The organism is Pectobacterium polaris (genome assembly GCF_002307355.1).
Lineage (GTDB): Bacteria > Pseudomonadota > Gammaproteobacteria > Enterobacterales > Enterobacteriaceae > Pectobacterium > Pectobacterium polare.
Genome location: NZ_CP017481.1, coordinates 3,082,691 through 3,102,520 on the forward strand (window position 1 = coordinate 3,082,691; position 19,830 = coordinate 3,102,520).

General features: G+C 51.5%; 20 protein-coding genes. 13 read left to right on the forward strand and 7 right to left on the reverse strand.

The window, feature by feature from the left end; genetic code table 11:
- On the reverse strand, positions 1 to 780 hold the full coding sequence (gene sanA, locus BJJ97_RS13870) for an outer membrane permeability protein SanA (protein ID WP_095994323.1): 780 nt from the start codon (positions 778 to 780) through the stop codon (positions 1 to 3).
- 182 nt (positions 781 to 962) lie between these two features.
- Positions 963 to 2,276 (reverse strand): 30S ribosomal protein S12 methylthiotransferase RimO, encoded by a 1,314-nt coding sequence (gene rimO, locus BJJ97_RS13875; RefSeq protein WP_039468904.1) that lies wholly within the window; start codon positions 2,274 to 2,276, stop codon positions 963 to 965.
- A gap of 210 nt (positions 2,277 to 2,486) precedes the next feature.
- Here rimO and BJJ97_RS13880 point away from each other — a divergent pair, with 210 nt between their 5' ends.
- The 3 genes from BJJ97_RS13880 to BJJ97_RS13890 all read left to right on the forward strand — a co-directional run bounded on the left by BJJ97_RS13880 (position 2,487) and on the right by BJJ97_RS13890 (position 4,694).
- Positions 2,487 to 2,741 carry a hypothetical protein gene (locus BJJ97_RS13880; RefSeq protein WP_157910781.1) on the forward strand — a complete coding sequence of 85 codons (255 nt, stop codon included), beginning with the start codon at positions 2,487 to 2,489 and terminating at the stop codon, positions 2,739 to 2,741.
- A 38-nt stretch (positions 2,742 to 2,779) separates the two neighbouring features.
- Positions 2,780 to 3,391, forward strand: coding sequence for a zeta toxin family protein (locus BJJ97_RS13885; protein ID WP_157910782.1), 612 nt, complete (start codon positions 2,780 to 2,782; stop codon positions 3,389 to 3,391).
- A 136-nt stretch (positions 3,392 to 3,527) separates the two neighbouring features.
- Positions 3,528 to 4,694 carry a PQQ-dependent sugar dehydrogenase gene (locus BJJ97_RS13890; protein ID WP_095994325.1) on the forward strand — a complete coding sequence of 389 codons (1,167 nt, stop codon included), beginning with the start codon at positions 3,528 to 3,530 and terminating at the stop codon, positions 4,692 to 4,694.
- A gap of 31 nt (positions 4,695 to 4,725) precedes the next feature.
- Here the strand turns inward: BJJ97_RS13890 and BJJ97_RS13895 are convergent, their stop codons facing one another.
- Entirely contained in the window at positions 4,726 to 5,343 is a 618-nt protein-coding gene (locus BJJ97_RS13895; protein WP_095994326.1) for a glutathione S-transferase family protein, read from the reverse strand.
- Positions 5,344 to 5,486: 143 nt separating this feature from the next.
- On the opposite strand from BJJ97_RS13895, the gene BJJ97_RS13900 reads away from it, so the two are divergent.
- The 4 genes from BJJ97_RS13900 to BJJ97_RS13915 all read left to right on the forward strand — a co-directional run bounded on the left by BJJ97_RS13900 (position 5,487) and on the right by BJJ97_RS13915 (position 9,572).
- The gene (locus tag BJJ97_RS13900) at positions 5,487 to 6,332 is read left to right on the forward strand and encodes a MetQ/NlpA family ABC transporter substrate-binding protein (protein ID WP_095994327.1); all 846 of its coding nucleotides are present in this window, start codon (positions 5,487 to 5,489) and stop codon (positions 6,330 to 6,332) included.
- Positions 6,333 to 6,413: 81 nt separating this feature from the next.
- Complete coding sequence (locus tag BJJ97_RS13905; protein ID WP_095994328.1) at positions 6,414 to 7,430, forward strand: methionine ABC transporter ATP-binding protein; 1,017 nt, start codon at positions 6,414 to 6,416, stop codon at positions 7,428 to 7,430.
- Positions 7,423 to 8,082 carry a methionine ABC transporter permease gene (locus BJJ97_RS13910; protein WP_010307323.1) on the forward strand — a complete coding sequence of 220 codons (660 nt, stop codon included), beginning with the start codon at positions 7,423 to 7,425 and terminating at the stop codon, positions 8,080 to 8,082. Before BJJ97_RS13905 ends, BJJ97_RS13910 begins: the two co-directional genes overlap by 8 nt.
- Positions 8,083 to 8,366: 284 nt before the next feature.
- Complete coding sequence (locus BJJ97_RS13915) at positions 8,367 to 9,572, forward strand: serine hydrolase (RefSeq protein WP_095994329.1); 1,206 nt, start codon at positions 8,367 to 8,369, stop codon at positions 9,570 to 9,572.
- A gap of 144 nt (positions 9,573 to 9,716) precedes the next feature.
- On the opposite strand, the gene deoR is transcribed toward BJJ97_RS13915, so the two are convergent.
- The 3 genes from deoR to BJJ97_RS13935 all read right to left on the reverse strand — a co-directional run bounded on the left by deoR (position 9,717) and on the right by BJJ97_RS13935 (position 13,219).
- On the reverse strand, positions 9,717 to 10,490 hold the full coding sequence (deoR, locus tag BJJ97_RS13925; protein WP_095994331.1) for a DNA-binding transcriptional repressor DeoR: 774 nt from the start codon (positions 10,488 to 10,490) through the stop codon (positions 9,717 to 9,719).
- Positions 10,491 to 10,523: 33 nt separating this feature from the next.
- Positions 10,524 to 11,192, reverse strand: a complete 669-nt coding sequence (gene deoC / locus BJJ97_RS13930; protein WP_095994332.1) for a deoxyribose-phosphate aldolase — start codon at positions 11,190 to 11,192, stop codon at positions 10,524 to 10,526.
- A gap of 338 nt (positions 11,193 to 11,530) precedes the next feature.
- Positions 11,531 to 13,219, reverse strand: a complete 1,689-nt coding sequence (locus BJJ97_RS13935) for an aspartate:alanine antiporter (RefSeq protein WP_039288083.1) — start codon at positions 13,217 to 13,219, stop codon at positions 11,531 to 11,533.
- 376 nt (positions 13,220 to 13,595) lie between these two features.
- Here BJJ97_RS13935 and BJJ97_RS13940 point away from each other — a divergent pair, with 376 nt between their 5' ends.
- Positions 13,596 to 13,967 carry an inner membrane protein YbjM gene (locus BJJ97_RS13940; protein ID WP_014915047.1) on the forward strand — a complete coding sequence of 124 codons (372 nt, stop codon included), beginning with the start codon at positions 13,596 to 13,598 and terminating at the stop codon, positions 13,965 to 13,967.
- Between the two features lie 93 nt (positions 13,968 to 14,060).
- Here BJJ97_RS13940 and BJJ97_RS13945 read toward each other — a convergent pair whose 3' ends face one another.
- The gene (locus tag BJJ97_RS13945) at positions 14,061 to 14,327 is read right to left on the reverse strand and encodes a GrxA family glutaredoxin (RefSeq protein WP_010277298.1); all 267 of its coding nucleotides are present in this window, start codon (positions 14,325 to 14,327) and stop codon (positions 14,061 to 14,063) included.
- A gap of 287 nt (positions 14,328 to 14,614) precedes the next feature.
- Here BJJ97_RS13945 and nfsA point away from each other — a divergent pair, with 287 nt between their 5' ends.
- The 5 genes from nfsA (at position 14,615) to potG (ending at position 19,827) form a co-directional block, all read left to right on the forward strand.
- Positions 14,615 to 15,334 carry an oxygen-insensitive NADPH nitroreductase gene (nfsA, locus tag BJJ97_RS13950; protein ID WP_095994333.1) on the forward strand — a complete coding sequence of 240 codons (720 nt, stop codon included), beginning with the start codon at positions 14,615 to 14,617 and terminating at the stop codon, positions 15,332 to 15,334.
- 16 nt (positions 15,335 to 15,350) lie between these two features.
- Positions 15,351 to 16,262, forward strand: a complete 912-nt coding sequence (gene rimK / locus BJJ97_RS13955) for a 30S ribosomal protein S6--L-glutamate ligase (protein WP_095699207.1) — start codon at positions 15,351 to 15,353, stop codon at positions 16,260 to 16,262.
- A 266-nt stretch (positions 16,263 to 16,528) separates the two neighbouring features.
- A complete protein-coding gene (locus BJJ97_RS13960; protein ID WP_039275494.1) occupies positions 16,529 to 17,008 on the forward strand; it encodes a type III secretion system chaperone family protein in 480 nt (159 codons plus the stop codon).
- A 372-nt stretch (positions 17,009 to 17,380) separates the two neighbouring features.
- Positions 17,381 to 18,490 carry a spermidine/putrescine ABC transporter substrate-binding protein PotF gene (gene potF, locus BJJ97_RS13965; protein ID WP_095994334.1) on the forward strand — a complete coding sequence of 370 codons (1,110 nt, stop codon included), beginning with the start codon at positions 17,381 to 17,383 and terminating at the stop codon, positions 18,488 to 18,490.
- A 203-nt stretch (positions 18,491 to 18,693) separates the two neighbouring features.
- On the forward strand, positions 18,694 to 19,827 hold the full coding sequence (potG, locus tag BJJ97_RS13970; RefSeq protein WP_095701893.1) for a putrescine ABC transporter ATP-binding subunit PotG: 1,134 nt from the start codon (positions 18,694 to 18,696) through the stop codon (positions 19,825 to 19,827).
- Positions 19,828 to 19,830: the final 3 nt, after the last annotated feature.

Here is a 19,830-nt window from a genome sequence, read left to right on the forward strand (position 1 = left end):
CTACGGAGCAGCGTGCTCGTGGTGCGGTTCGGATTCGGGATCGGTTGTTGCTGGTTGCCCCGGTTTAGCCTGATGCTCTGGCGCTGGAAGTACCTGCTCCGGCAGGACGGCAGGATAATCTGGGGCATCGTCTGGAATGGTATGCTCAGCGGGAATCGGCACCTGCGGCCCTAAAAAGCGTGGTTCGCGTTTAAGGATATACAGGTCGAACAGTGCGCCCAAACGAGCACCAAACTCACGAACCCGCACGGTCATCATATTTTTCGGGGAGGGCACGGCGTAACACTGTGCCTGAATGCCAAGGTGCAGCGCGATGAATAGCGCACGCTCGCAGTGGAAACGCTGCGTGATGATGGTGAAATCGTTGGTATCAAATACCTTGCGCGTCCTGATAATGGAATCCAGCGTACGGAACCCCGCATAGTCCAGCACGATATCTGAAGGCGGAACGCCTGCGGCGATCAAATCACGACGCATCGTCATTGGTTCATTGTAACTTTGTAGCGCGTTATCACCGCTTAATAGCAGATAGCTGACTTTACCGCTGTTGTAAGCGTTAATCGTCCCTTGCATGCGGAACAGGTAATACTGATTGATTACGCCGGTACGGTAGTATTTCGCTGTCCCCAATACGACGCCAACCTGACGTTTCGGCAAGGTCTGAAGCTCATCGTAAATAAATGGCGCGGTTTTCCAGCTGATCCAACGATCGAGGGCAAAAGCAGAGAGCAGCAGCACGCCAATGAGGGCTAACAAACCGAATGTCAGGCGTTTCCACATGCTTATGCCTCAGGTAAGGCGAGTAGATTAATCATGCCCCAAGGCTACTTTACCTGACCGGGGGACGCAAGACGAAGGCGAGGAACAGGCGGTTTATTGATTGAATTTTCAGCGTTCGGGACGAGATGGCGTAAAAATAAAACGCCAGCCTTTCGGGCGGAAAAGCTGGCGTGATGGGATCGTTAAACTCTGCTACCCCACAAATCGTACTCGTCTGCGTGTTCAACTTTTACTTTGACGATATCGCCGACTTTCACGCCGGTTTCGCCGTTTAGGTAAACCGCGCCGTCAATCTCAGGGGCATCGGCCATGCTGCGACCGATCGCGCCTTCTTCGTCGATTTCATCGATCAGCACCAGCACTTCACGGCCAATTTTATCCTGCAAACGCTGGGTAGAAATCGCCTGCTGAAGCTGCATGAAGCGGTGGAAACGCTCTTCTTTGATCTCTTCCGGTACCTGATCTGGCAATTCATTTGCCGACGCGCCTTCGACCGGGCTGAATTTAAAGCAGCCTACGCGGTCAAGCTTGGCTTCTGTCAGGAAGTCGAGCAGCATCTGGAAATCTTCTTCTGTTTCGCCGGGGAAGCCGACAATAAAGGTAGAACGCAGCGTTAAGTCCGGGCAGATTTCGCGCCAGCGCTTAATGCGCTCCAGCGTTCTTTCTACCGCGCCAGGGCGCTTCATCAGCTTGAGAATTTTCGGGCTGGCGTGCTGGAGCGGAATGTCCAGGTAAGGCAGGATTTTGCCTTCGGCCATTAACGGGATCACATCGTCTACGTGCGGATACGGGTAGACATAGTGTAGGCGCACCCACACGCCGAGCGATGCCAGTTGCTCACACAGGCTGACCATACTGGTTTTGACCGGTTGCCCGTTCCAAAAGCCGGTACGTTGCTTCACATCCGCGCCGTACGCTGAGGTATCCTGAGAAATCACCAGCAGCTCTTTTACTCCGGCATCAACCAGACGTTTCGCTTCATCCAACACCGAGCCGATTGGACGGCTGTCCAAATCGCCACGCATAGAAGGGATGATGCAGAACGTACAGCGGTGGTTACAGCCTTCTGAAATTTTCAGATACGCGTAATGGCGCGGCGTGAGTTTGACTCCCTGCTCGGGAACCAGGCTGGTAAACGGGTTGTGTGTTGGTTTAGGGACGTATTGATGCACGTGCGACAGCACCTGCTCATAGCTGTGCGGACCGGTAATTTCCAGAACCTTGGGGTGCACTTCGCGTATTTGGTTTTCTTTGGCACCCAGACAGCCCGTTACGATGACTTTACCGTTCTCATTCAGCGCTTCGCCGATGGCTTCCAGCGACTCTTGTACGGCGCTGTCAATAAAACCACAGGTATTGACGATCACCAGTTCAGCGTCGTCATAACGTGGGACGACCTGATAACCTTCAGTACGCAGTTCGGTCAGAATCCTCTCGGAGTCGACGAGGTTTTTCGGGCAACCGAGGGAAACAAAGCCGATACGTGGTTGTTGCATATTATTCGCTCACAAAATAAACAGAAAATAAAAACCGGAGGATTCTACACCATAGTTGATTATCCTTATAGTCAGTGGTGTAAAACTCAGCATTTTATCGCCGTGGAGATGATGATTTTTGTGGAAGGCGCTTCGCAAAGAGGGGCTAAATAGTAAATGTGCACAGAACGTTATGGTATACTTTTTCATCATTACCATGATTCAGGAGGCATGATGGTGCAGCGAATTAAAGTCGTGCGGAAACATCAGCGTAAAAGCAAGATTGATGATAATCGGACCTTAATGCAGATCGGTGCCCGTGCTTCAAAGCAGGCGATCAAAGAAGCGTTGGATTCCGGTGTATCAATCGCTTATATCAAAGATGGCTGGCTGGTCAGTCAAGCACCAGATGGTACGCTCTCAGAAATTAAACCCGTGGACGGTCAACCGCCAATTAAGCTTAGGGAATTGCTTTGCCGAGCTTGAGACTGGTTGCAGGCCCGAATGGATCGGGAAAAACGACGTTGACTAAAGAATTGAGAGAAACGTACGCCGTTCCTTTGGGGCAGTACCTTAACCCTGATGATATTGCAAAGCATATTGATCTCCCTGTGTTGCTGGGGGAAACGGTCGATAAAACACTGTTGTCCGATGAATCAGCCGCCAGGCTGGCACAGAGAATTTCCTTAGGTTTGAGAGAGGACTGGATTCGCGATCGGCTTTCTTTTACCTATGAGTCCGTGATGAGTCACGAAAGTCACCTCGATTTTGTAAAGGCGGCAAGAAAAAGCGGCTATAAACCCTATCTTTACTATGTTTGTACGTCAGATCCAGAACTCAACGAGGAGCGAATAACTCAGCGTGTCGCATTAGGCGGGCATAGTGTGCCAAAGGATAAGGTTTTTGGGCGTTATCAGCGTAGCTTGATGTATCTCTCCGAGATGATCCGACTCTGCCATCGCGCTTACTTCTTCGATAATTCAACGACTACACTGACGTTTCTTGGTGAGGTTACGCCGGATGGCTTTCTTGATATCGTAGAGGAAGCGTTTGATAACGTGCAGCCTATCTGGTTGTACAAAAATGTGATGATGTCGTGGGATGAAAACAAAATCAGGACGATTCAGCCGAGATAATCCAACTCATCATCCGCCGCTTTAGCTTCTGGTTTCTCTGAATTTCTTCAATAAATGTAAACCTTGCCACGTTTTTTTGCACAAACACGGCCTGCCGCCTAAATTTACAGGACTTTTGTTGGATGGAGACAACGCTATGCCCTATCGCCTGATGCCTCGCAATTCTGCTTCACACTCCCTGTTACGACGATTTTCTGCTGCGCCACATTGGCTGCTGCTTAGCGCAACGCTGCTGTTTTCCAGCCAGCTCTTGGCGGCGGAACCGAAGGTGACGGAATTGCAGGATAAGCTGGATCACCCGTGGTCATTAGCGTTTTTGCCGGAAGAACAGGGGATTCTGATTACGGAACGCGCCGGGAATTTGCGCTTATGGAAAGCGGGCAGCGCGCTGTCTGCACCGATAACTGGTGTACCGAAGGTCTTTGCTAAATCTCAGGGCGGATTGCTGGAGGTCGCGCTATCGCCGGATTTTGCGCAGAATCGACGCATCTACCTGAGCTTTGCCGAAGAAGGGAGCGAAGGTAAAGCGGGAACCGCTGTCGGCTACGGTAAACTCTCCGAGGATAATAAGCGGTTAGAGAATTTTACGGTCTTCTTCCGTCAGGAACCGAAACTGTCAACGGGTAACCATTTCGGCGGCAAGCTGGCCTTTGATCGACAAGGGCACCTGTTTATTGCACTGGGCGAAAACAACGAACGCCCGACCGCACAAGATCTGGATAAATTACAGGGCAAAATTGTTCGCCTGACTGCGGAGGGTAAAGTGCCGCCCGATAACCCGTTTGTGAATACGCCTAACGCGCGACCGGAAATCTGGTCTTACGGCCACCGCAACCCACAGGGATTGGCGATTAATCCGTGGTCTGGTGTGCTGTGGGAAAATGAGCATGGTCCGAAAGGCGGCGATGAAATCAACATTCCCAAAGCGGGCGAAAATTACGGCTGGCCGATTGCAACGCATGGCATTAACTATTCCGGGCTGAAGATTCCAGAAGCGAAAGGAAAAGAAATCGCGAATATGGCGAATCCTGATTTTTACTGGGAGAAATCACCGGGCATTAGCGGCATGGCTTTCTATAACAGCGACCGTTTCCCGCAGTGGAAAAACTCAGTCTTTATCGGCGCGCTGGCAGAGAAGAACCTGATTCGGTTGACGCTTGATGGCGACAAAGTCGCGTCCCAAGAGCGTTTGCTGGGCGATCGCGGTGAGCGCATCCGCGACGTAAGACTGGGGCCAGACGGCTACCTCTATTTGCTGACCGATCACGACAATGGCAAATTGCTGAAAGTCGGGCTGGAGTAAGAAATCAGGCACCTTACGGTGCCTGCTTCACTTAAGACAGTGGAATCATGACGTGTTTCTGATACGCCGGACGCTCGGTGAGTTGCTGGTACCAGCGTTCCAGATGAGGATGTGGCTGCTGCTCAATCGGCATATTCAGCCAGCCGTAAGCAATACAGCCTAACGGAATGTCGCCAACGCCAAATTGATCGCCGGATAGCCACGGCTGATTAGCCAGAACGGTATCAACAATATCGAACAGACGTTCGCATTCGGCGATGCCTTTCTGGACCAATGCCATATCGCGTTTTTCCGGTGCGACGCGGACTATATTAATGAATACTGGCCCGAAAGACACGGCGAAGGATGTCGCCCAGTCCATCCATTTTTCGGCACTGGCGCGCTTGCCCGGATCGGCAAGATACAGCGAATCCTGACCGTACTGTGCCGCCAGATAACGGACGATGGTATTGGATTCCCACAGCACCAGATCGTCGTCCCGCAAACACGGGATGAGGCCATTAGGATTCATCGCCAGATAATCGACCTCATGGTTAAGACCGAATTGTCCGCCCGCCGCAATATGCTGATAAGGCAGTGCAAGTTCTTCCGCACACCACAGGACTTTCTTTACGTTGGTCGAGTTATCACGACCCCAAATCGTTATCATAGTTGCCCCCTTTCTTCGTGAAGCCTGCCCCGATTATCCGCGACAGCCGATGAGAAATAATGATATGCCTTTTTAGTCTTTATGATTTAACTTGTCATTCTTAATAATGACAGCAAGTTACATTCAGACAGGAAAGTTACACAATGAAATTAACGCATTCTGTTCGCGCCGCGCTGGGCATCACACTGCTTGCCGCTGGCATGCAACTGGCGTTGGCCAGCAGCGATCCACAGACGATCACGTTTGGCGTGGCACCCGGGCCGTATGGCGACATGGTGAATCTGGCGATCAAACCTGAGCTGGTAAAAAAAGGCTACAAGGTCGTCGTGCGTGAATTCAGCGATTACGTTCAGCCCAATCTGGCACTGGCCAACGGCAGCATTGATGCCAACCTTTTCCAGCATACGCTGTATCTGGAAAAATTTGCCGCCGATAAAGGGTTAAAAATTTCCCCACTGATTATCGTACCTACTGCCAGCATGGGCTTCTATTCGAAGAAGATCAAATCGCTGGATGAGCTGAAAAAAGGAGACGTAGTCACGCTCTCTAACGATGCCACCAATCTGGCGCGCGGTCTGCGTTTCCTGCAATCGATGGGGCTGATTACGATCAAGGCCGACATCGATCCGACCAAAGCATCTGAGAAAGATATTCTTGAAAACCCGCGCGGCTTGGTCTTCAAACCGATGGAAGCGGCGCAGTTGCCCCGTACGCTGGATAGCGTGACGGCATCGCTGGTGAACGGTAATTTTGCGCTGGCGTCCGGTATGAAACTGTCATCGGCCATCAGGCTGGAAACGCTGGATGAGAACCTGAAAAATATTATTGCCGTGCGTACCGACGATCTTGATAAGCCCTTTGTTAAAGATACCAAAGCGATTGTGGAATCACCTGCGTATGCCGCGGTGATCAACGATCCTGCGTTGATGTATAGCCAATTCCAGAAACCAGAGTGGATGCAGGCGAAAACGCCAGCGCCCGCACAGTAAGTTTCAGGCTACACAGAATATCCTTTGGCCGGTCTATGACCGGCTTTCTTCTTTTCCGCTCAGGCCAGGAGTTTGCGGATAATGATTCAGCTAGAAGGGGTAAGCGTTGACTTCTCGCAAGGGAAGCAACCAGAAAATCTTGCGGTAGACAACGTGTCGTTGCACATCCAACGTGGCGAGGTTTACGGGATTGTCGGCACCAGCGGCGCAGGGAAAAGCACGCTGCTGCGGACCATTAATCTCTTGCAGCGACCGACTGCCGGCCGTGTGCTCGTCAATGGCGTTCTCATCAGCGAATTAGCCGGGCAACTGCTGCGGGAACAGCGGCAAAAAATCGGTATGATCTTTCAGCATTTCAACCTGATGCAGACGCGTACCGTGGCGGAAAACGTGGCGTTCAGCCTGAAAGCCGCTGGGAAATCCAGTGCGGTCATTGCTGCCCGGGTGCCGGAAATTCTGACGCTGGTGGGGCTGACGGATAAAGCGTCGTCTTATCCGGCGCAGCTCAGCGGTGGCCAGAAACAGCGTGTCGGTATCGCCAGGGCGATTGCCAACGATCCCGAAGTATTGCTGTGTGATGAACCGACCTCGGCACTCGATCTGGAAACCTCAGCGGCTATTCTGGCGCTGCTGAAAGAGATTAACGAGAAACTGGGCATTACCATCGTGCTGATTTCTCATGAAATGAGCGTGATTAAGGCGGTTTGCGATCGGGTGGCGGTGATGACGGGCGGTCGGGTCGTGGAAGAGGGCGATGTTTTCGATATCTTTGCGACGCCGCAGCATGCATTTACGCGTCAACTGGTGTCCCATACGCTCGATCTCGCGCTGCCGCCTCGCTTGCTGGTGGATTTACAGGGCACACTACTGAAGATCCTGTTCGTCGGCGAATCGGCGGAGCAACCCGTGCTGTCGGACGTTGCGACGCGCTTTGGCGTGTCCGTCAATATCCTGCACGGCAAGATCGAATACATCGGTAACCGTGCGCTAGGCATACTTGTCGCACTACTGACTCATCCTTCCGATCCCGGAAAAGTGACGGAAGCGGTAGAACATATTCAGGTAAGAACGGCAAATGTGGAGGTGCTGCATGGCTGATTTATGGATCGATCTGGTCGCGGCGTTCGGCGAAACGTTCCAGATGGTGGGGATTTCCACGCTATTTGCCGTGATTGGCGGTTTACCGCTGGGGCTGCTGATTTACGTTACCGACAGGAACCTGTTCTGGCAAAACCGCGCCGTTTATCTGTTTGGCACGGTGCTGGTGAATATTATCCGCTCTATTCCTTTCGTGATTTTGCTGGTCTTACTGTTACCGCTGACGCAGATCCTGTTGGGGAATACGATTGGACCTGTGGCAGCGGCGGTGCCGATGTCGGTCGCCGCGATCGCGTTCTATGCGCGTTTGGTGGATAGCGCACTGCGTGAAATCGATCCTGGTATCGTGGAAGCGGCTGAAGCGTTTGGTGCCAGCCCGATGCGTATTATCGGCACGGTGCTGCTGCCGGAGGCGAAAGCGGGACTATTGCGCGGCCTGACGATCACGCTAGTGAGCCTCATTGGCTATTCGGCGATGGCGGGCATTGTCGGCGGCGGCGGGGTGGGGGATTTGGCGATCCGCTTCGGCTATTACCGCTATGAAACCGAGGTGATGGTGATTACCGTTATTGCGCTGGTTATTCTGGTTCAGGTGGTACAGACGCTGGGTGACTGGCTGTCAAAACGTGCCGATAAGCGCGAACGCCGCTAAGGGAATGTTCATCACTGGCACGAGGGAGGCTACGCTGCTATGTCCCTCGTGCTATCCGCTATTTTTCTGGTAGTCCTGCTGTCTGCATTTTCAGACATTCCTTAATTTTTCTAAGTCCTTTTTTTATCTGCGTTTTTTTAGAAACTTTCATTTCTTTGACTATCTTTACAGAATGAACGGTTTTCATCCCAGAGATGACGCGTTACCTTTGTATGTTACTAAAGTTTTCAAAACATATTGAAAATTAAGAATTTTTAACGACTGATGGATATCGCGGCGAACTCATGAAAACAACCCCTTTCCTGACCAGACTCACGTCTTTCTCTGTAGGTACGGTATTGCTTGTTGGTTTAGTGCCATTCACCTATGCGGAACAGTTGCCAGCGGTGCCGCAGATTGATGCCAAAGCCTATGTCTTGATCGATCACCACAGCGGTAAAGTGCTGGCGGAAAGCAATGCCGATGAGCGCCTTGACCCTGCCAGCCTGACAAAAATTATGGCGAGCTATGTGATTGGGCAGGCGATCAAATCCGGTAAAATTCGTCCGACGGATGAAGTGACCGTAGGAAAAGATGCCTGGGCAACCGGCAATCCGGCACTGCGTGGCTCGTCGCTGATGTTCCTTAAGCCGGGCGACCGCATCCCCGTTTCTGAGTTAAATAAAGGCATAGTCATTCAGTCAGGCAATGATGCCAGTATCGCGCTGGCGGATTATGTCGCGGGTAGTCAGGATGCGTTCGTTAGCCTGATGAACAATTATGCGAAGGCACTTAACCTGACAAATACGCATTTTCTGACTGTGCACGGTCTCGATGCGCCGGGGCAATACAGCACCGCACGTGATATGGCCCTGTTAGGGCAGGCGCTGATTCGCGATGTGCCGGAAGAATACGCATTGCACAAAGAAAAAGAGTTCACCTTCAATAACATTCGCCAGCCTAATCGTAACCGTCTGCTGTGGAGCACTAATCTGAATGTAGACGGTGTGAAAACCGGCCATACCAACGGCGCGGGGCACAATCTGGTAGCCTCGGCCACCGAAGGCAATATGCGCCTGATTTCCGTGGTGCTGGGGGCGCAAACAGATGCCATTCGCTTCCGTGAAAGTGAAAAACTGCTCACCTGGGGCTTCCGCTTTTTCGAAACGGTAACGCCTATCAAGACGGATGCGCCTTTTACCACGCAACGGGTCTGGTTTGGTACTGAGAAAGAGGCCCGGCTCGGCGTCGCACAGGATGCTGCGCTGACCATCCCGAAAGGGCAAATGAAGAACCTGAAAGCCAGCTTTACGCTAAATCAGCCGCAGCTTTCCGCACCACTGACCAAGAATCAGGTTGTCGGCACTATTGACTTCCAACTGGACGGTAAGAGCATCGGACAGCGCGAACTAGTCGCGATGGATGATATCCCCGAGGCTGGTTTCTTTAGCCGCCTCTGGGATACGGTGGTGATGAAGGTGCAGCAGTGGTTCGGCGGGATATTCGGTTAAGAGTCTATCCCATTAGGGCTATTTTATTTGCCATTTTGAACCTGGGCAGTGCTCAAAATCCTCACGTACTACGTGTACGCTCCGGTTTTTGCGCGCTGTCCGTGTCCAAACTGGCTGCACTAATAACGCCTACTCGGACAGACTCTAATTTCCAGGGTGGATTAACTGAATGCCGTTGTTGGAAAAATAGCGTAAGTAGGAATCGTTCGGGGCGCTGTCGGAAATGACGGTATCAAACAGCGTCATCGGGCCAATGCAGGCGCGTTTAATCTGACCGAACTTGCTGCTGTCCGCCACAATAATGATTCGCTGTGCGGTCGCCATCGCGCGTTGCTTCATGCCCAGCTCGGCAAAGTTAAAGCAGGTGGCGCCCGCAGTCAGTTCGATACCCGCCGCAGAGATAAAGGCTTTATTCGGACAGACGTTGTCCAGCTCGCTTCTCTGGTTGAGCGGGGTAAAGATCGCGTTATCAGGATGGTATTCCCCGCCGCACAAAATTACTCTGCACGCCTTTTTTTCCTGTAGCGCTAAAAAGGTGTTCAGGGAATAGCAAATCGCAGTAAAGGGTAACTCATCAGGAATGGCATCAATGATGAAGGGAATTGTGGTGCCACAGTCGAAAAAAACGGTATCGTTTGCTTCCACCAAATAGGCAGCCGCAATACCGATAGCCTGCTTCTCTCTTACGTGTTTGGTCTGCTGGTCGGAGACAAAATAATTTGTGACACCGTTATTCTTCAGGTCGCTTACGACGTAGCCGCCGAGCAGCATGACGCTGGTGGAATCTGCATTCAGATCGCGGCGCACGGTCATCTCGGACACGCCGAGTAGCTGTGCGGCGTCTTTAAGATGGAGTTTATCGGTTTTCTTTAATGCCTGAGCCAGTCTGCCGATTCGTTCGTCGCGCCGCGTTTCCATAAAATTCCCTGCTAGTAAGCTATATTTTTGTTGTTAGTAGTTTCCTGCTGCGGCCGTTTCACCTGAAACGATAGCGACGCCTGAGCTCGTGCCGATACGTGTGGCGCCTGCTTCGATCATACGCTGTGCCGTTTGGCGATCGCGAACCGCGCCGGATGCTTTGACACCCATCTCGCTGCCGACGGTGCTACGCATCAGTCGAACGTGTTCTTCACGAGCGCCGCCCGTGCTGAAACCGGTAGACGTTTTGACGAATGCGACATCCAACTGACGACACATTTCACACACCAGGACAATCTGTTCGTCATCAAGCAGACAGGTTTCCAATATTACCTTCAACGGTATAGCGGCGCAAACCTCACGCACGGCCTGAATATCCGCTTTGACGGCGGCAACATTCCCGCTTTTCAGCCAGCCAACGTTAATCACCATATCGATTTCTTGCGCACCGGCATCAATCGCGGCTTTCGCTTCAAACGCCTTGCTGGATGTCAGGCCTGCACCAAGAGGGAAACCGATAACAGAACATACCTGTACTTCAGTGCCTTTCAGCTTTTCGGCCACTAAGGGAACGTAACCTGAGTTAACACAGACTGCATAAAAACGGTGAGCGATCGCTTCATCGCACAGGGTGGCAATTTGCTGTTCGGTGGCATTGGCTGCCAGCAGTGTGTGGTCGATATAGCGAGCGTAGTCAGTCATGGCAAATCCTTAGAGGTAGCGATAAGAAATCATATAGCGTGATTATGACACTCAATGATTTTTATGTCACAAAAATAACAATGAAATTAATTTTTGTTATTTTAATAACAAAAAATGAAGCGGATGTGATAGTGGGTGCATGATGAGTGAGAAGAGGAGGTGTTTTGGCTGACGTAGAGCAGAAAAGAAAACGCCCATCGTTCTTGAACCTGAAAGGCGGGAACGATGGGCTCCTCAATAAGGGGAATCAAAGAAAAGCAGTGGCACTTATTCAGACTGTAGGGCAAAGAAAAAGTTCTGGCTTTTAGAAAATAATATTGACGATTTTTTACACTTTCTCAGCCGGGCAGTTCAGGCCAGATAACCACGATAAGTGAACCTGCTAAGGTAAGTAGCACGTTAGCGATGGCATAGGTACCCGCATAGCCGAGCGCAGGGATGTTACTGCGCGCCGTATCGCTGATAATTTCCATCGCGGGGGCGCAGGTTCGTGCACCCATCATGGCGCCAAACAGCAGTGCACGGTTCATTTTCAGCACATACGCACCAAACAGAAAGCAAATCACCACTGGCAGCAGGCTAACAATTAGCCCTGAAGCCAGCATCTGAATACCGACTTCTCCCAGACTACTGTTGATGGTGCTACCTGCGCTCAGGCCAACGCCGGCCATAAAAACCATCAGGCCGAACTCTTTGACCATGTTAAGTGCGCCTTGCGGGATATAGCCGAAGGTCGGGTGGTTGGCGCGCAGGAACCCCAGCATGATACCGGCGAACAGCAACCCAGCCGCGTTACCGATGCCAAAGGTGAAGTTGCTGAATTGGATAGTGATCAGCCCGACCATCACGCCGATGACGAAAAAGGCGCAGAAGGCCAGCAGATCGGTGACCTGACTATGAATAGAAATGAACCCGATTCTGTCAGCAATACTTTTTACCCGTCGCGCGTCCCCGCTGACCTGCAAGACATCGCCTTTATTCAGCACGACGTTATCGTCAATCGGCATTTCAATTTGGCTACGGACAATACGGTTGAGGAAACAGCCGTGATCGGTCAGCTTCAATTGGCTCAGGCGTTTGCCGACGGCATTGTGGTTCTTGACGACAATCTCTTCCGTTACGATGCGCATATCCAGCAAATCGCGGTCGAAAACCTCTTTGCCATCGCGGAAATTAGAGTTCAGGCGAGAATGGGCGTCGGGATAGCCGACCAGCGCGATCTCATCGCCGATTTGCAAGACGGCGTCACCGTCAGGGCTAGCCAAAATCCCGTTGCGTCGGATACGCTCGATGTAGCAGCCGGTCTGGCGATAAATTCCCAGTTCGCGCAGATTCTTGCCGTCCGCCCAGTCAACCAATTCCGGCCCGACGCGATAGGCGCGAATCACCGGCAGGTACACTTTTCTCTGGCTGTCTGGGTCTAATCCGCGTTCGCGTGCAATCTGCTGAGCGCTGGTAGGCAAATCCTGGTGCTGGAGTTTGGGCAGGTAGCGTGCGCCAAAAATGAGGCTGACCAGTCCGACCAGATACGTCAGCGCATAGCCCAAACTCAGATGATCTTGCTCAATACCGAGCTGGTTACCCAAGCTGGCGGTGTTGCGCAGCGTGTCACCCGCACCGACCAGCACCGGCGTTGAGGTCATGGATCCGGCCAGCATCCCCGCCGTCAGGCCAATGCCCCAACCAAAGAATTTGCCTAAGCCTAACGCGAGTAACATGGCACTGCCGACCATCACCAGCGCTAGCATGAAATAATTCTTTCCGTCACGGAAGAAAATAGAAAAGAAATTCGGCCCGGCTTCCACGCCCACGCAAAAAATAAATAACATAAAGCCGAGGCTCAGCGCTTCGGTATTAATCGAAAAATGCTGCTGGCCGAGTAATAAAGAAACAACTAAAACTCCAATGGAATTACCGAGTTGTACTGGCCCAAGGCGCAATTTCCCCAGGCAGAGTCCTAATGAAAGAACCACGAATAAAAGTAGAATGTAATTCCCATTTAACAAATCAGCGACGTTTATATTCATGGAATGTAACTTGTTGTTTACCAGTAAGTTCTTGATGTTATTCATTATAGCGGCTAGATTTAGCCATGAAATGCATGAATTCCCGTGACGGTATCAATACGCGTCAGCTGAAAGGAATCAGCCTCGTTCAGTATAATTTATCCGATAAAAATTGTTCAGTGTAATTATTGTTTAATTTAATGATTGTGGTGTCGCTGTTGACGAAATGCGTCGGGTTATCGTCTTTTTCTGTGGACGGCCAGCGTGTCGAATAAATCGTAGCGAAGCCTCATGTTTTTCATATCGGGGAATAGATACACCAATCATTTTTACCATGCCGCATATTTTCGGTATCTGGTTGATGCAGGTTGGGAGGCATATTGAGTGGGGGCGATTTATGGCAAGAAATAAAGGTTGGGTGGGTGCGACCTGCTGTTTTTTATTGTTCACCGTCGTGTTTCTGAGTCAAAAGATTGAGGCATCAGAAGTTGCGGTGAGTGATGGGTTACGCGGTAGTCCAGGGATGTTGCTTTTTCTGTTGCCCGGCATGGTGGCCTGTTTTCTTTCTGCGCGCGGTCGCCTGCTTTACCCGCTGTTTGGCGCGCTGGCGGCAATGCCCGTGTGCTTGTTGGTGCTCCACCTGTGGAATACCCCAATGCGCTCTTTCTGGCAAGAGCTGGCTTACGTGATGAGTGCAGTCTTTTGGTGTGTGTTGGGGGCGATGGGCGTGTTGTGTTTACGGAGTCTGTATCGGCGCTATCTTCGTTGAATGGGTTCTATTCCGAACCCATAAAAAAGCGCGGACTGTCGCCGCGCTATTGTTTGTCAGTTCGATGATCTAGGTGTTCTGCCAATCGGGTGATTATGACTGGAACAGAGCCAGGTGCTCTTTGGCATAGGCTTCAAAATCGGTGCAGCCGCCGATGTGTTTTTCATCCAGAAAAATCTGCGGTACGGTTTCAACCGGCTTTCCTACCGTCTTGGACAAATCTTCTTTCGAAATGCCTTCTGCGTGGATGTCTACATAGCGGAAGCTGAAGTCATCACGTTGCTCGGCCAATTTCTCTGCCAGTTCTTTCGCACGTACACAATAAGGGCAAGCTGGGCGCCCGAAAATTACAGCGAACATGTAAACTCCTTTGTAAAATTAGAAAAATGTTCTCATTCTTGAAACGTATAGCGTGACGCCTATTACAAACAAGGTCACGGCTAAAAGTGTTACGGTTAATGAGGTTACTGCGAATCGCGCTACTATGCCTGTATTCATTGATGAAAAAAAGTAGTCATTACCTGTTACAACGATTTGCCGAAGCGATTAGGTGGTGGAGTAATGCAGATTCCGCCTGAGCTACGATATAATTCCGTCATACTTCAAGCTGCCTATGAGATGTACTTTACCGACTGAAGGATGCCAGTGTGACACCAACGATTGATTTGCTACAGCGCCACCGTTCTATTCGCGCGTTTACGTCTCAGGCCATAACGGATGAGCAACGCCACGCCATCATTACCGCCGCACAAAGTGCGTCCAGCTCCAGCTTTTTACAATGCAGCTCAATTATCCGTATTACCGATCCTGCGGTGCGTGAAACGCTCGTTCATTATACCGGCGAGCAAGGCTATGTGGCGCAGGCGGCAGAATTTTGGGTCTTTTGTACCGATTTTCATCGGCATGTAGAGATCTTCCCACAGGCAGAAACCGGGCTGGCTGAGCAATTGCTGATTGGCTGCGTCGATACCGCGCTCATGGCGCAGAATGCGCTAATTGCCGCCGAGTCGCTGGGGTTAGGTGGGGTATTTATCGGCGGGATCCGTAATCGAATCGCTGACGTGACGCAGCTGTTGCAACTGCCACCGTTAGTTCTGCCGTTGTTTGGCCTGTGTCTGGGGCACCCAGACGCGGAACCCATGCTAAAACCGCGCATGCCAACCGCGATGATGCTGCATGAGAATGTCTATCAGCCGCTTGACCGCGATGTGCTGGCACAATATGACCAGCAAATGGTGGAGTATTATCTGGAACGTACTGGCAGCCGTCGTGAAAGCTGGAGCGAGCACGTGGAACGGACGCTGAAAAAAGAGTTACGTCCATTTATGCTGGACTACTTACATCAACAAGGATGGGCGATACGCTAGTATCCGTAGGATATTTATGAAGATAGCCATTCTGTCTCGTGATGGGTCGTTATATTCCTGCAAACGTCTGCGTGAAGCGGCTGAGGCGCGCCAGCACAGCATTGAAATTATTGACCCGCTTTCCTGCTACATGAATATCAATTCGGCAGCGCCGTCGGTGCATTATCGCGGGCGTCGGCTGGATAAATTTGATGCAGTTATTCCGCGTATCGGTTCACAGATCACGTTCTATGGTACGGCGGTATTACGCCAGTTTGAAATGCTGGGCAGCTACCCGCTGAATAATTCTGTCGCCATCATTCGCGCCCGCGACAAACTGCATTCTCTGCAACTGCTTGCCCGTGAGGGAATTGACCTGCCGATCACCGGATTTGCTCATTCGCCGGATGATACTGGCGATTTGATTGCGATGGTGGGCGGTGCGCCACTGGTCGTAAAACTGGTGGAGGGCACACAGGGGATTGGTGTGGTATTAGCCGAGACGCGACAGGCGGCGGAAAGCGTGATTGATGCCTTTCGCGGGCTGAATGCGCACATTCTGGTGCAGGAATATGTGCATGAAGCGCAGGGTAAAGATATCCGCTGTTTTGTGATCGGCAACCGCGTTGTTGCGGCGATTGAGCGACAGGCGAAAGCGGGGGAGTTCCGTTCAAACCTGCATCGCGGCGGCTCGGCGAATAAAGTGAAAATTACGGCGAAGGAGCGTGCGATTGCTATCAAGGCGACAAAAACACTAGGGCTGAATATCGCGGGCGTCGATATTTTGCGTGCCGATCGGGGGCCGCTGGTGATGGAAGTCAACGCCTCGCCGGGGTTGGAAGGGATTGAAACGACGACCGGACTCGATATTGCTGACATGATGATTGAATTTATTGAGCAAAATACCCAGAGGCGTCTCGCAATACCGGCAACAATAAGCAAAAGTTAGCTTTCTGAAACAGGGACAGCGCCGTAAAATATGATGTTCCTTATTTTGACGTACAGGCAGCGGACAGCGGCGCTATCCGATGTGTCACCGTGCAGCGGGACGAGGAAAGCGGGTGGCGGGGCGCTTTTATCATGGCATCGGCGCGCAATATTCCGTAAGCTATGGGCCGTTTTTAAGGCTCTTTCTGTTTTAACATCGCTTCTGCGTAAACGGTGTTTTCTTTTCAACAACGCTGTCTGTACGGCGGCAGGTATGAGGCAAACATGATGGATTCACTCATCGTTCCTGATTTGGCTATGCTACGGCGGTGGCTGGATCAACTGAACATTCTGTATTTCGAATGTGATTCCTGTCAGGCGCTCCATCTTCCTCATATGCAAAATTTTGATGGCGTGTTCGATGCGAAAGTTGATCTGGTAGACAACGTGATCCTGTTTTCTGCCCTTGCCGAAGTGAAGCCCAGCGCGTTGATTCCTCTGGTCGGTGACCTGAGCCAAATCAATGCCAGCTCGTTGACCGTTAAGGCGTTTATCGACGTTCAGGACGATAATTTGCCGAAGTTGATTGTCTGCCAGTCATTTAGCGTGGCCGCTGGCATGACGCTGGAACAATTCAGACATTTCATGCAGCAGTCCGAAGAACAAATCTCAATGGTGATCCTTGAGGCTGGCGCTAATAATCTGCTGTTTATCGGTGAGGAAGAAGAGGGCTCTGCTGCGAGAGTCACCACCTCTCATCTGCATTGATACGGTTGCTGCCAACGGCAGCAATTGGTTTTACTTATTTTCCTTTCACCGCCATTTATTCTGGTTATTTCGCATTATTGCCAGATATTTCTCTTTGTTTGCCGCTAAACGCCTTCATCACATCGATAAAATGTGAATAAATAATCGTTAAAACCCATTTTTTACGTTCAAGTATGGTGCACATGATGTTGTGGGGTTATGCTTTATTCCTGTAAGACACAGACAGCGGAATCAGGGCTATGTCTGTGTCTGGGCGAATAAAAATCGGTGCATACTCATTCACCGATTGGAGAGCGCGGCAGGACATATTTTGTATCGGAACGATACAGATTAACTCCCATGAATCACCCCCTTGAATGGAGGAAGGAACGGATGTTCACCCAACGTAAAAAATGGCTATCGGGTGTTGTTACCGGCTTGCTGATGGCCGCGTCCGTCACCGCATCTGCGGAAGAGAAAACGCTGCATGTTTATAACTGGTCCGACTATATCGCGCCGGACACGTTAGCCAATTTCCAGAAAGAAACCGGTATTAAAGTCGTCTATGACGTGTTTGACTCCAACGAAGTGTTGGAAGGCAAGCTCATGGCGGGCAGCACGGGTTTTGATCTGGTGGTGCCTTCTGCCAGCTTCCTGGAGCGCCAGCTCTCTGCGGGAGTGTTTCAGCCATTAGACAAGAGCAAGTTACCGAATTACAAAAATCTGGATCCTGAGCTGATGAAATTGATCGCACAGCACGATCCAGACAATAAATATGCCCTGCCTTACCTGTGGGCGACCACGGGCATCGGCTATAACGTTGAGAAAGTGAAAGCCGCGCTGGGTGCCGATGCACCGGTTGACAGCTGGGATCTGGTATTGAAGCCAGAGAACCTGGAAAAACTGAAAAGCTGCGGCGTCTCCTTCCTGGATGCACCGGAAGAGATCTTTGCGACCGTGCTGAACTATCAGGGTAAAGATCCGAACAGCACCAAACCAGGTGATTACACCACGTCTGCAACCGACCTGCTGCTGAAACTGCGTCCGAGCATTCGCTACTTCCATTCGTCTCAGTACATCAACGACCTGGCAAACGGCGATATCTGCGTCGCAGTCGGCTGGGCGGGCGATATCCTGCAGGCAGGAAACCGTGCGAAAGAAGCTAAGAACGGGGTGAATATCCAATACAGCATTCCGAAAGAGGGCGCACTGGCATTCTTTGATGTCCTCGCTATTCCAAAAGATGCTAAAAATCTGGATGAAGCCTATGCGTTTCTGGATTACCTGATGAAGCCGGAAGTGATGGCGGGAATCAGTAACCACGTGTATTACGCGAGCGGAAACCTGGCCTCCTTGCCGTTGGTGAACGCAGAGATTCGTAATAACCCAGGCGTTTATCCGCCAGCGGATGTGCGTGCCAAACTGTTTACGCTCAAAGTGCAATCTCCTCAGATTGACCGTACGCGTACTCGCGCATGGACTAAGGTTAAAAGCGGCAAATAGCCTCTTTGATCTGAATCGTTACCCACTCGCTTGACGGTTGCTGGTGTCGGCAACCGGAGAATGGAGGGGTATAAAATGTGGCGAACAGGCGGATAATCCGCCTGTTCGCGCTCTATATTGTGTCACACCGCTGAATGCAAAAAGCGCCAAATGGCGGCATCTGCGGTGTGGCTTGTTCTGCTTTTGCCGGAGAGCAATGCGAAGTGAATGACGCGATCCCCCGCCCTCAATCAAAACCTCCCAAAGCGGCCACGCCGCTGCTGGAAGTGCGTAACCTGACGAAGTCGTTCGACGGCCAGGCCGCCGTCGATGATGTCAGTCTGACTATTTATAAAGGCGAAATTTTTGCGCTGCTGGGGGCATCTGGCTGTGGGAAATCCACGCTGCTGCGTATGCTGGCAGGTTTTGAGCTCCCCACGCAGGGGCAGATTGTTCTGGATGGTCAGGATTTGTCATTGGTGCCGCCTTACCAGCGCCCCATCAATATGATGTTCCAGTCTTATGCGCTGTTCCCACACATGACGGTGGAAAAGAATATTGCGTTTGGTCTGAAGCAGGACAAGCTCCCGCGTGCGGAAATCAAAGATCGTGTGGAAGAGATGCTGTCGCTGGTGCACATGCAAGAGTTCGCTAACCGTAAACCGCATCAGCTTTCCGGCGGTCAACGTCAGCGTGTTGCGTTGGCTCGTAGTCTGGCGAAGCGTCCCAAACTGCTGCTGCTGGACGAACCGATGGGCGCGCTGGACAAAAAATTGCGCGACCGCATGCAGCTTGAAGTCGTCGATATTCTGGAACGCGTGGGCGTGACCTGCGTGATGGTGACGCACGATCAGGAAGAAGCGATGACGATGGCGGGTCGAATTGCCATTATGAATCGCGGTAAATTCGTACAGATTGGCGAGCCGGAAGAGATTTATGAGCACCCGAACACGCGTTTCAGCGCGGAGTTCATCGGCTCGGTCAATATGTTTGAAGGGATCTTACAGGAACGTCAGGATGATGCGCTGATCATCAAAAGCCCCGGATTGGTGCATCCGCTGAAGGTGGATTCGGATGTCTCGGTGGTCGATGGCGTTCCGGTCTACATCGCGTTGCGTCCTGAGAAAATCATGCTGTGCGAAGAGGTGCCGGCCGACGGTTGTAACTTCGCGGTAGGGGAAGTGGTCCATATCGCCTACCTGGGCGACCTGTCGATTTACCACGTCAGGCTCAACAGCGGGCAAATCATCAGCGCGCAGTTACAAAATGCCTACCGCTATCGCAAAGGCATGCCGACCTGGGGAGATGAGGTTCGGTTATGTTGGGATGCGGATAGCTGTGTGGTTCTGACGGTGTAGCGA

Coding starts and splice junctions, on each gene's coding strand:
- BJJ97_RS13935 (WP_039288083.1), bottom strand. CDS start 13,219: ATGAATATAAACGTCGCTGATTTGTTAAATGGGAATTACATTCTACTT.
- BJJ97_RS13880 (WP_157910781.1), top strand. CDS start 2,487: ATGATGGTGCAGCGAATTAAAGTCGTGCGGAAACATCAGCGTAAAAGC.
- BJJ97_RS13900 (WP_095994327.1), top strand. CDS start 5,487: ATGAAATTAACGCATTCTGTTCGCGCCGCGCTGGGCATCACACTGCTT.
- potF (WP_095994334.1), top strand. CDS start 17,381: ATGTTCACCCAACGTAAAAAATGGCTATCGGGTGTTGTTACCGGCTTG.
- BJJ97_RS13890 (WP_095994325.1), top strand. CDS start 3,528: ATGCCCTATCGCCTGATGCCTCGCAATTCTGCTTCACACTCCCTGTTA.
- BJJ97_RS13945 (WP_010277298.1), bottom strand. CDS start 14,327: ATGTTCGCTGTAATTTTCGGGCGCCCAGCTTGCCCTTATTGTGTACGT.
- rimK (WP_095699207.1), top strand. CDS start 15,351: ATGAAGATAGCCATTCTGTCTCGTGATGGGTCGTTATATTCCTGCAAA.
- BJJ97_RS13905 (WP_095994328.1), top strand. CDS start 6,414: ATGATTCAGCTAGAAGGGGTAAGCGTTGACTTCTCGCAAGGGAAGCAA.
- BJJ97_RS13910 (WP_010307323.1), top strand. CDS start 7,423: ATGGCTGATTTATGGATCGATCTGGTCGCGGCGTTCGGCGAAACGTTC.
- deoR (WP_095994331.1), bottom strand. CDS start 10,490: ATGGAAACGCGGCGCGACGAACGAATCGGCAGACTGGCTCAGGCATTA.
- BJJ97_RS13960 (WP_039275494.1), top strand. CDS start 16,529: ATGGATTCACTCATCGTTCCTGATTTGGCTATGCTACGGCGGTGGCTG.
- BJJ97_RS13895 (WP_095994326.1), bottom strand. CDS start 5,343: ATGATAACGATTTGGGGTCGTGATAACTCGACCAACGTAAAGAAAGTC.
- BJJ97_RS13940 (WP_014915047.1), top strand. CDS start 13,596: ATGGCAAGAAATAAAGGTTGGGTGGGTGCGACCTGCTGTTTTTTATTG.
- rimO (WP_039468904.1), bottom strand. CDS start 2,276: ATGCAACAACCACGTATCGGCTTTGTTTCCCTCGGTTGCCCGAAAAAC.
- deoC (WP_095994332.1), bottom strand. CDS start 11,192: ATGACTGACTACGCTCGCTATATCGACCACACACTGCTGGCAGCCAAT.
- sanA (WP_095994323.1), bottom strand. CDS start 780: ATGTGGAAACGCCTGACATTCGGTTTGTTAGCCCTCATTGGCGTGCTG.
- BJJ97_RS13915 (WP_095994329.1), top strand. CDS start 8,367: ATGAAAACAACCCCTTTCCTGACCAGACTCACGTCTTTCTCTGTAGGT.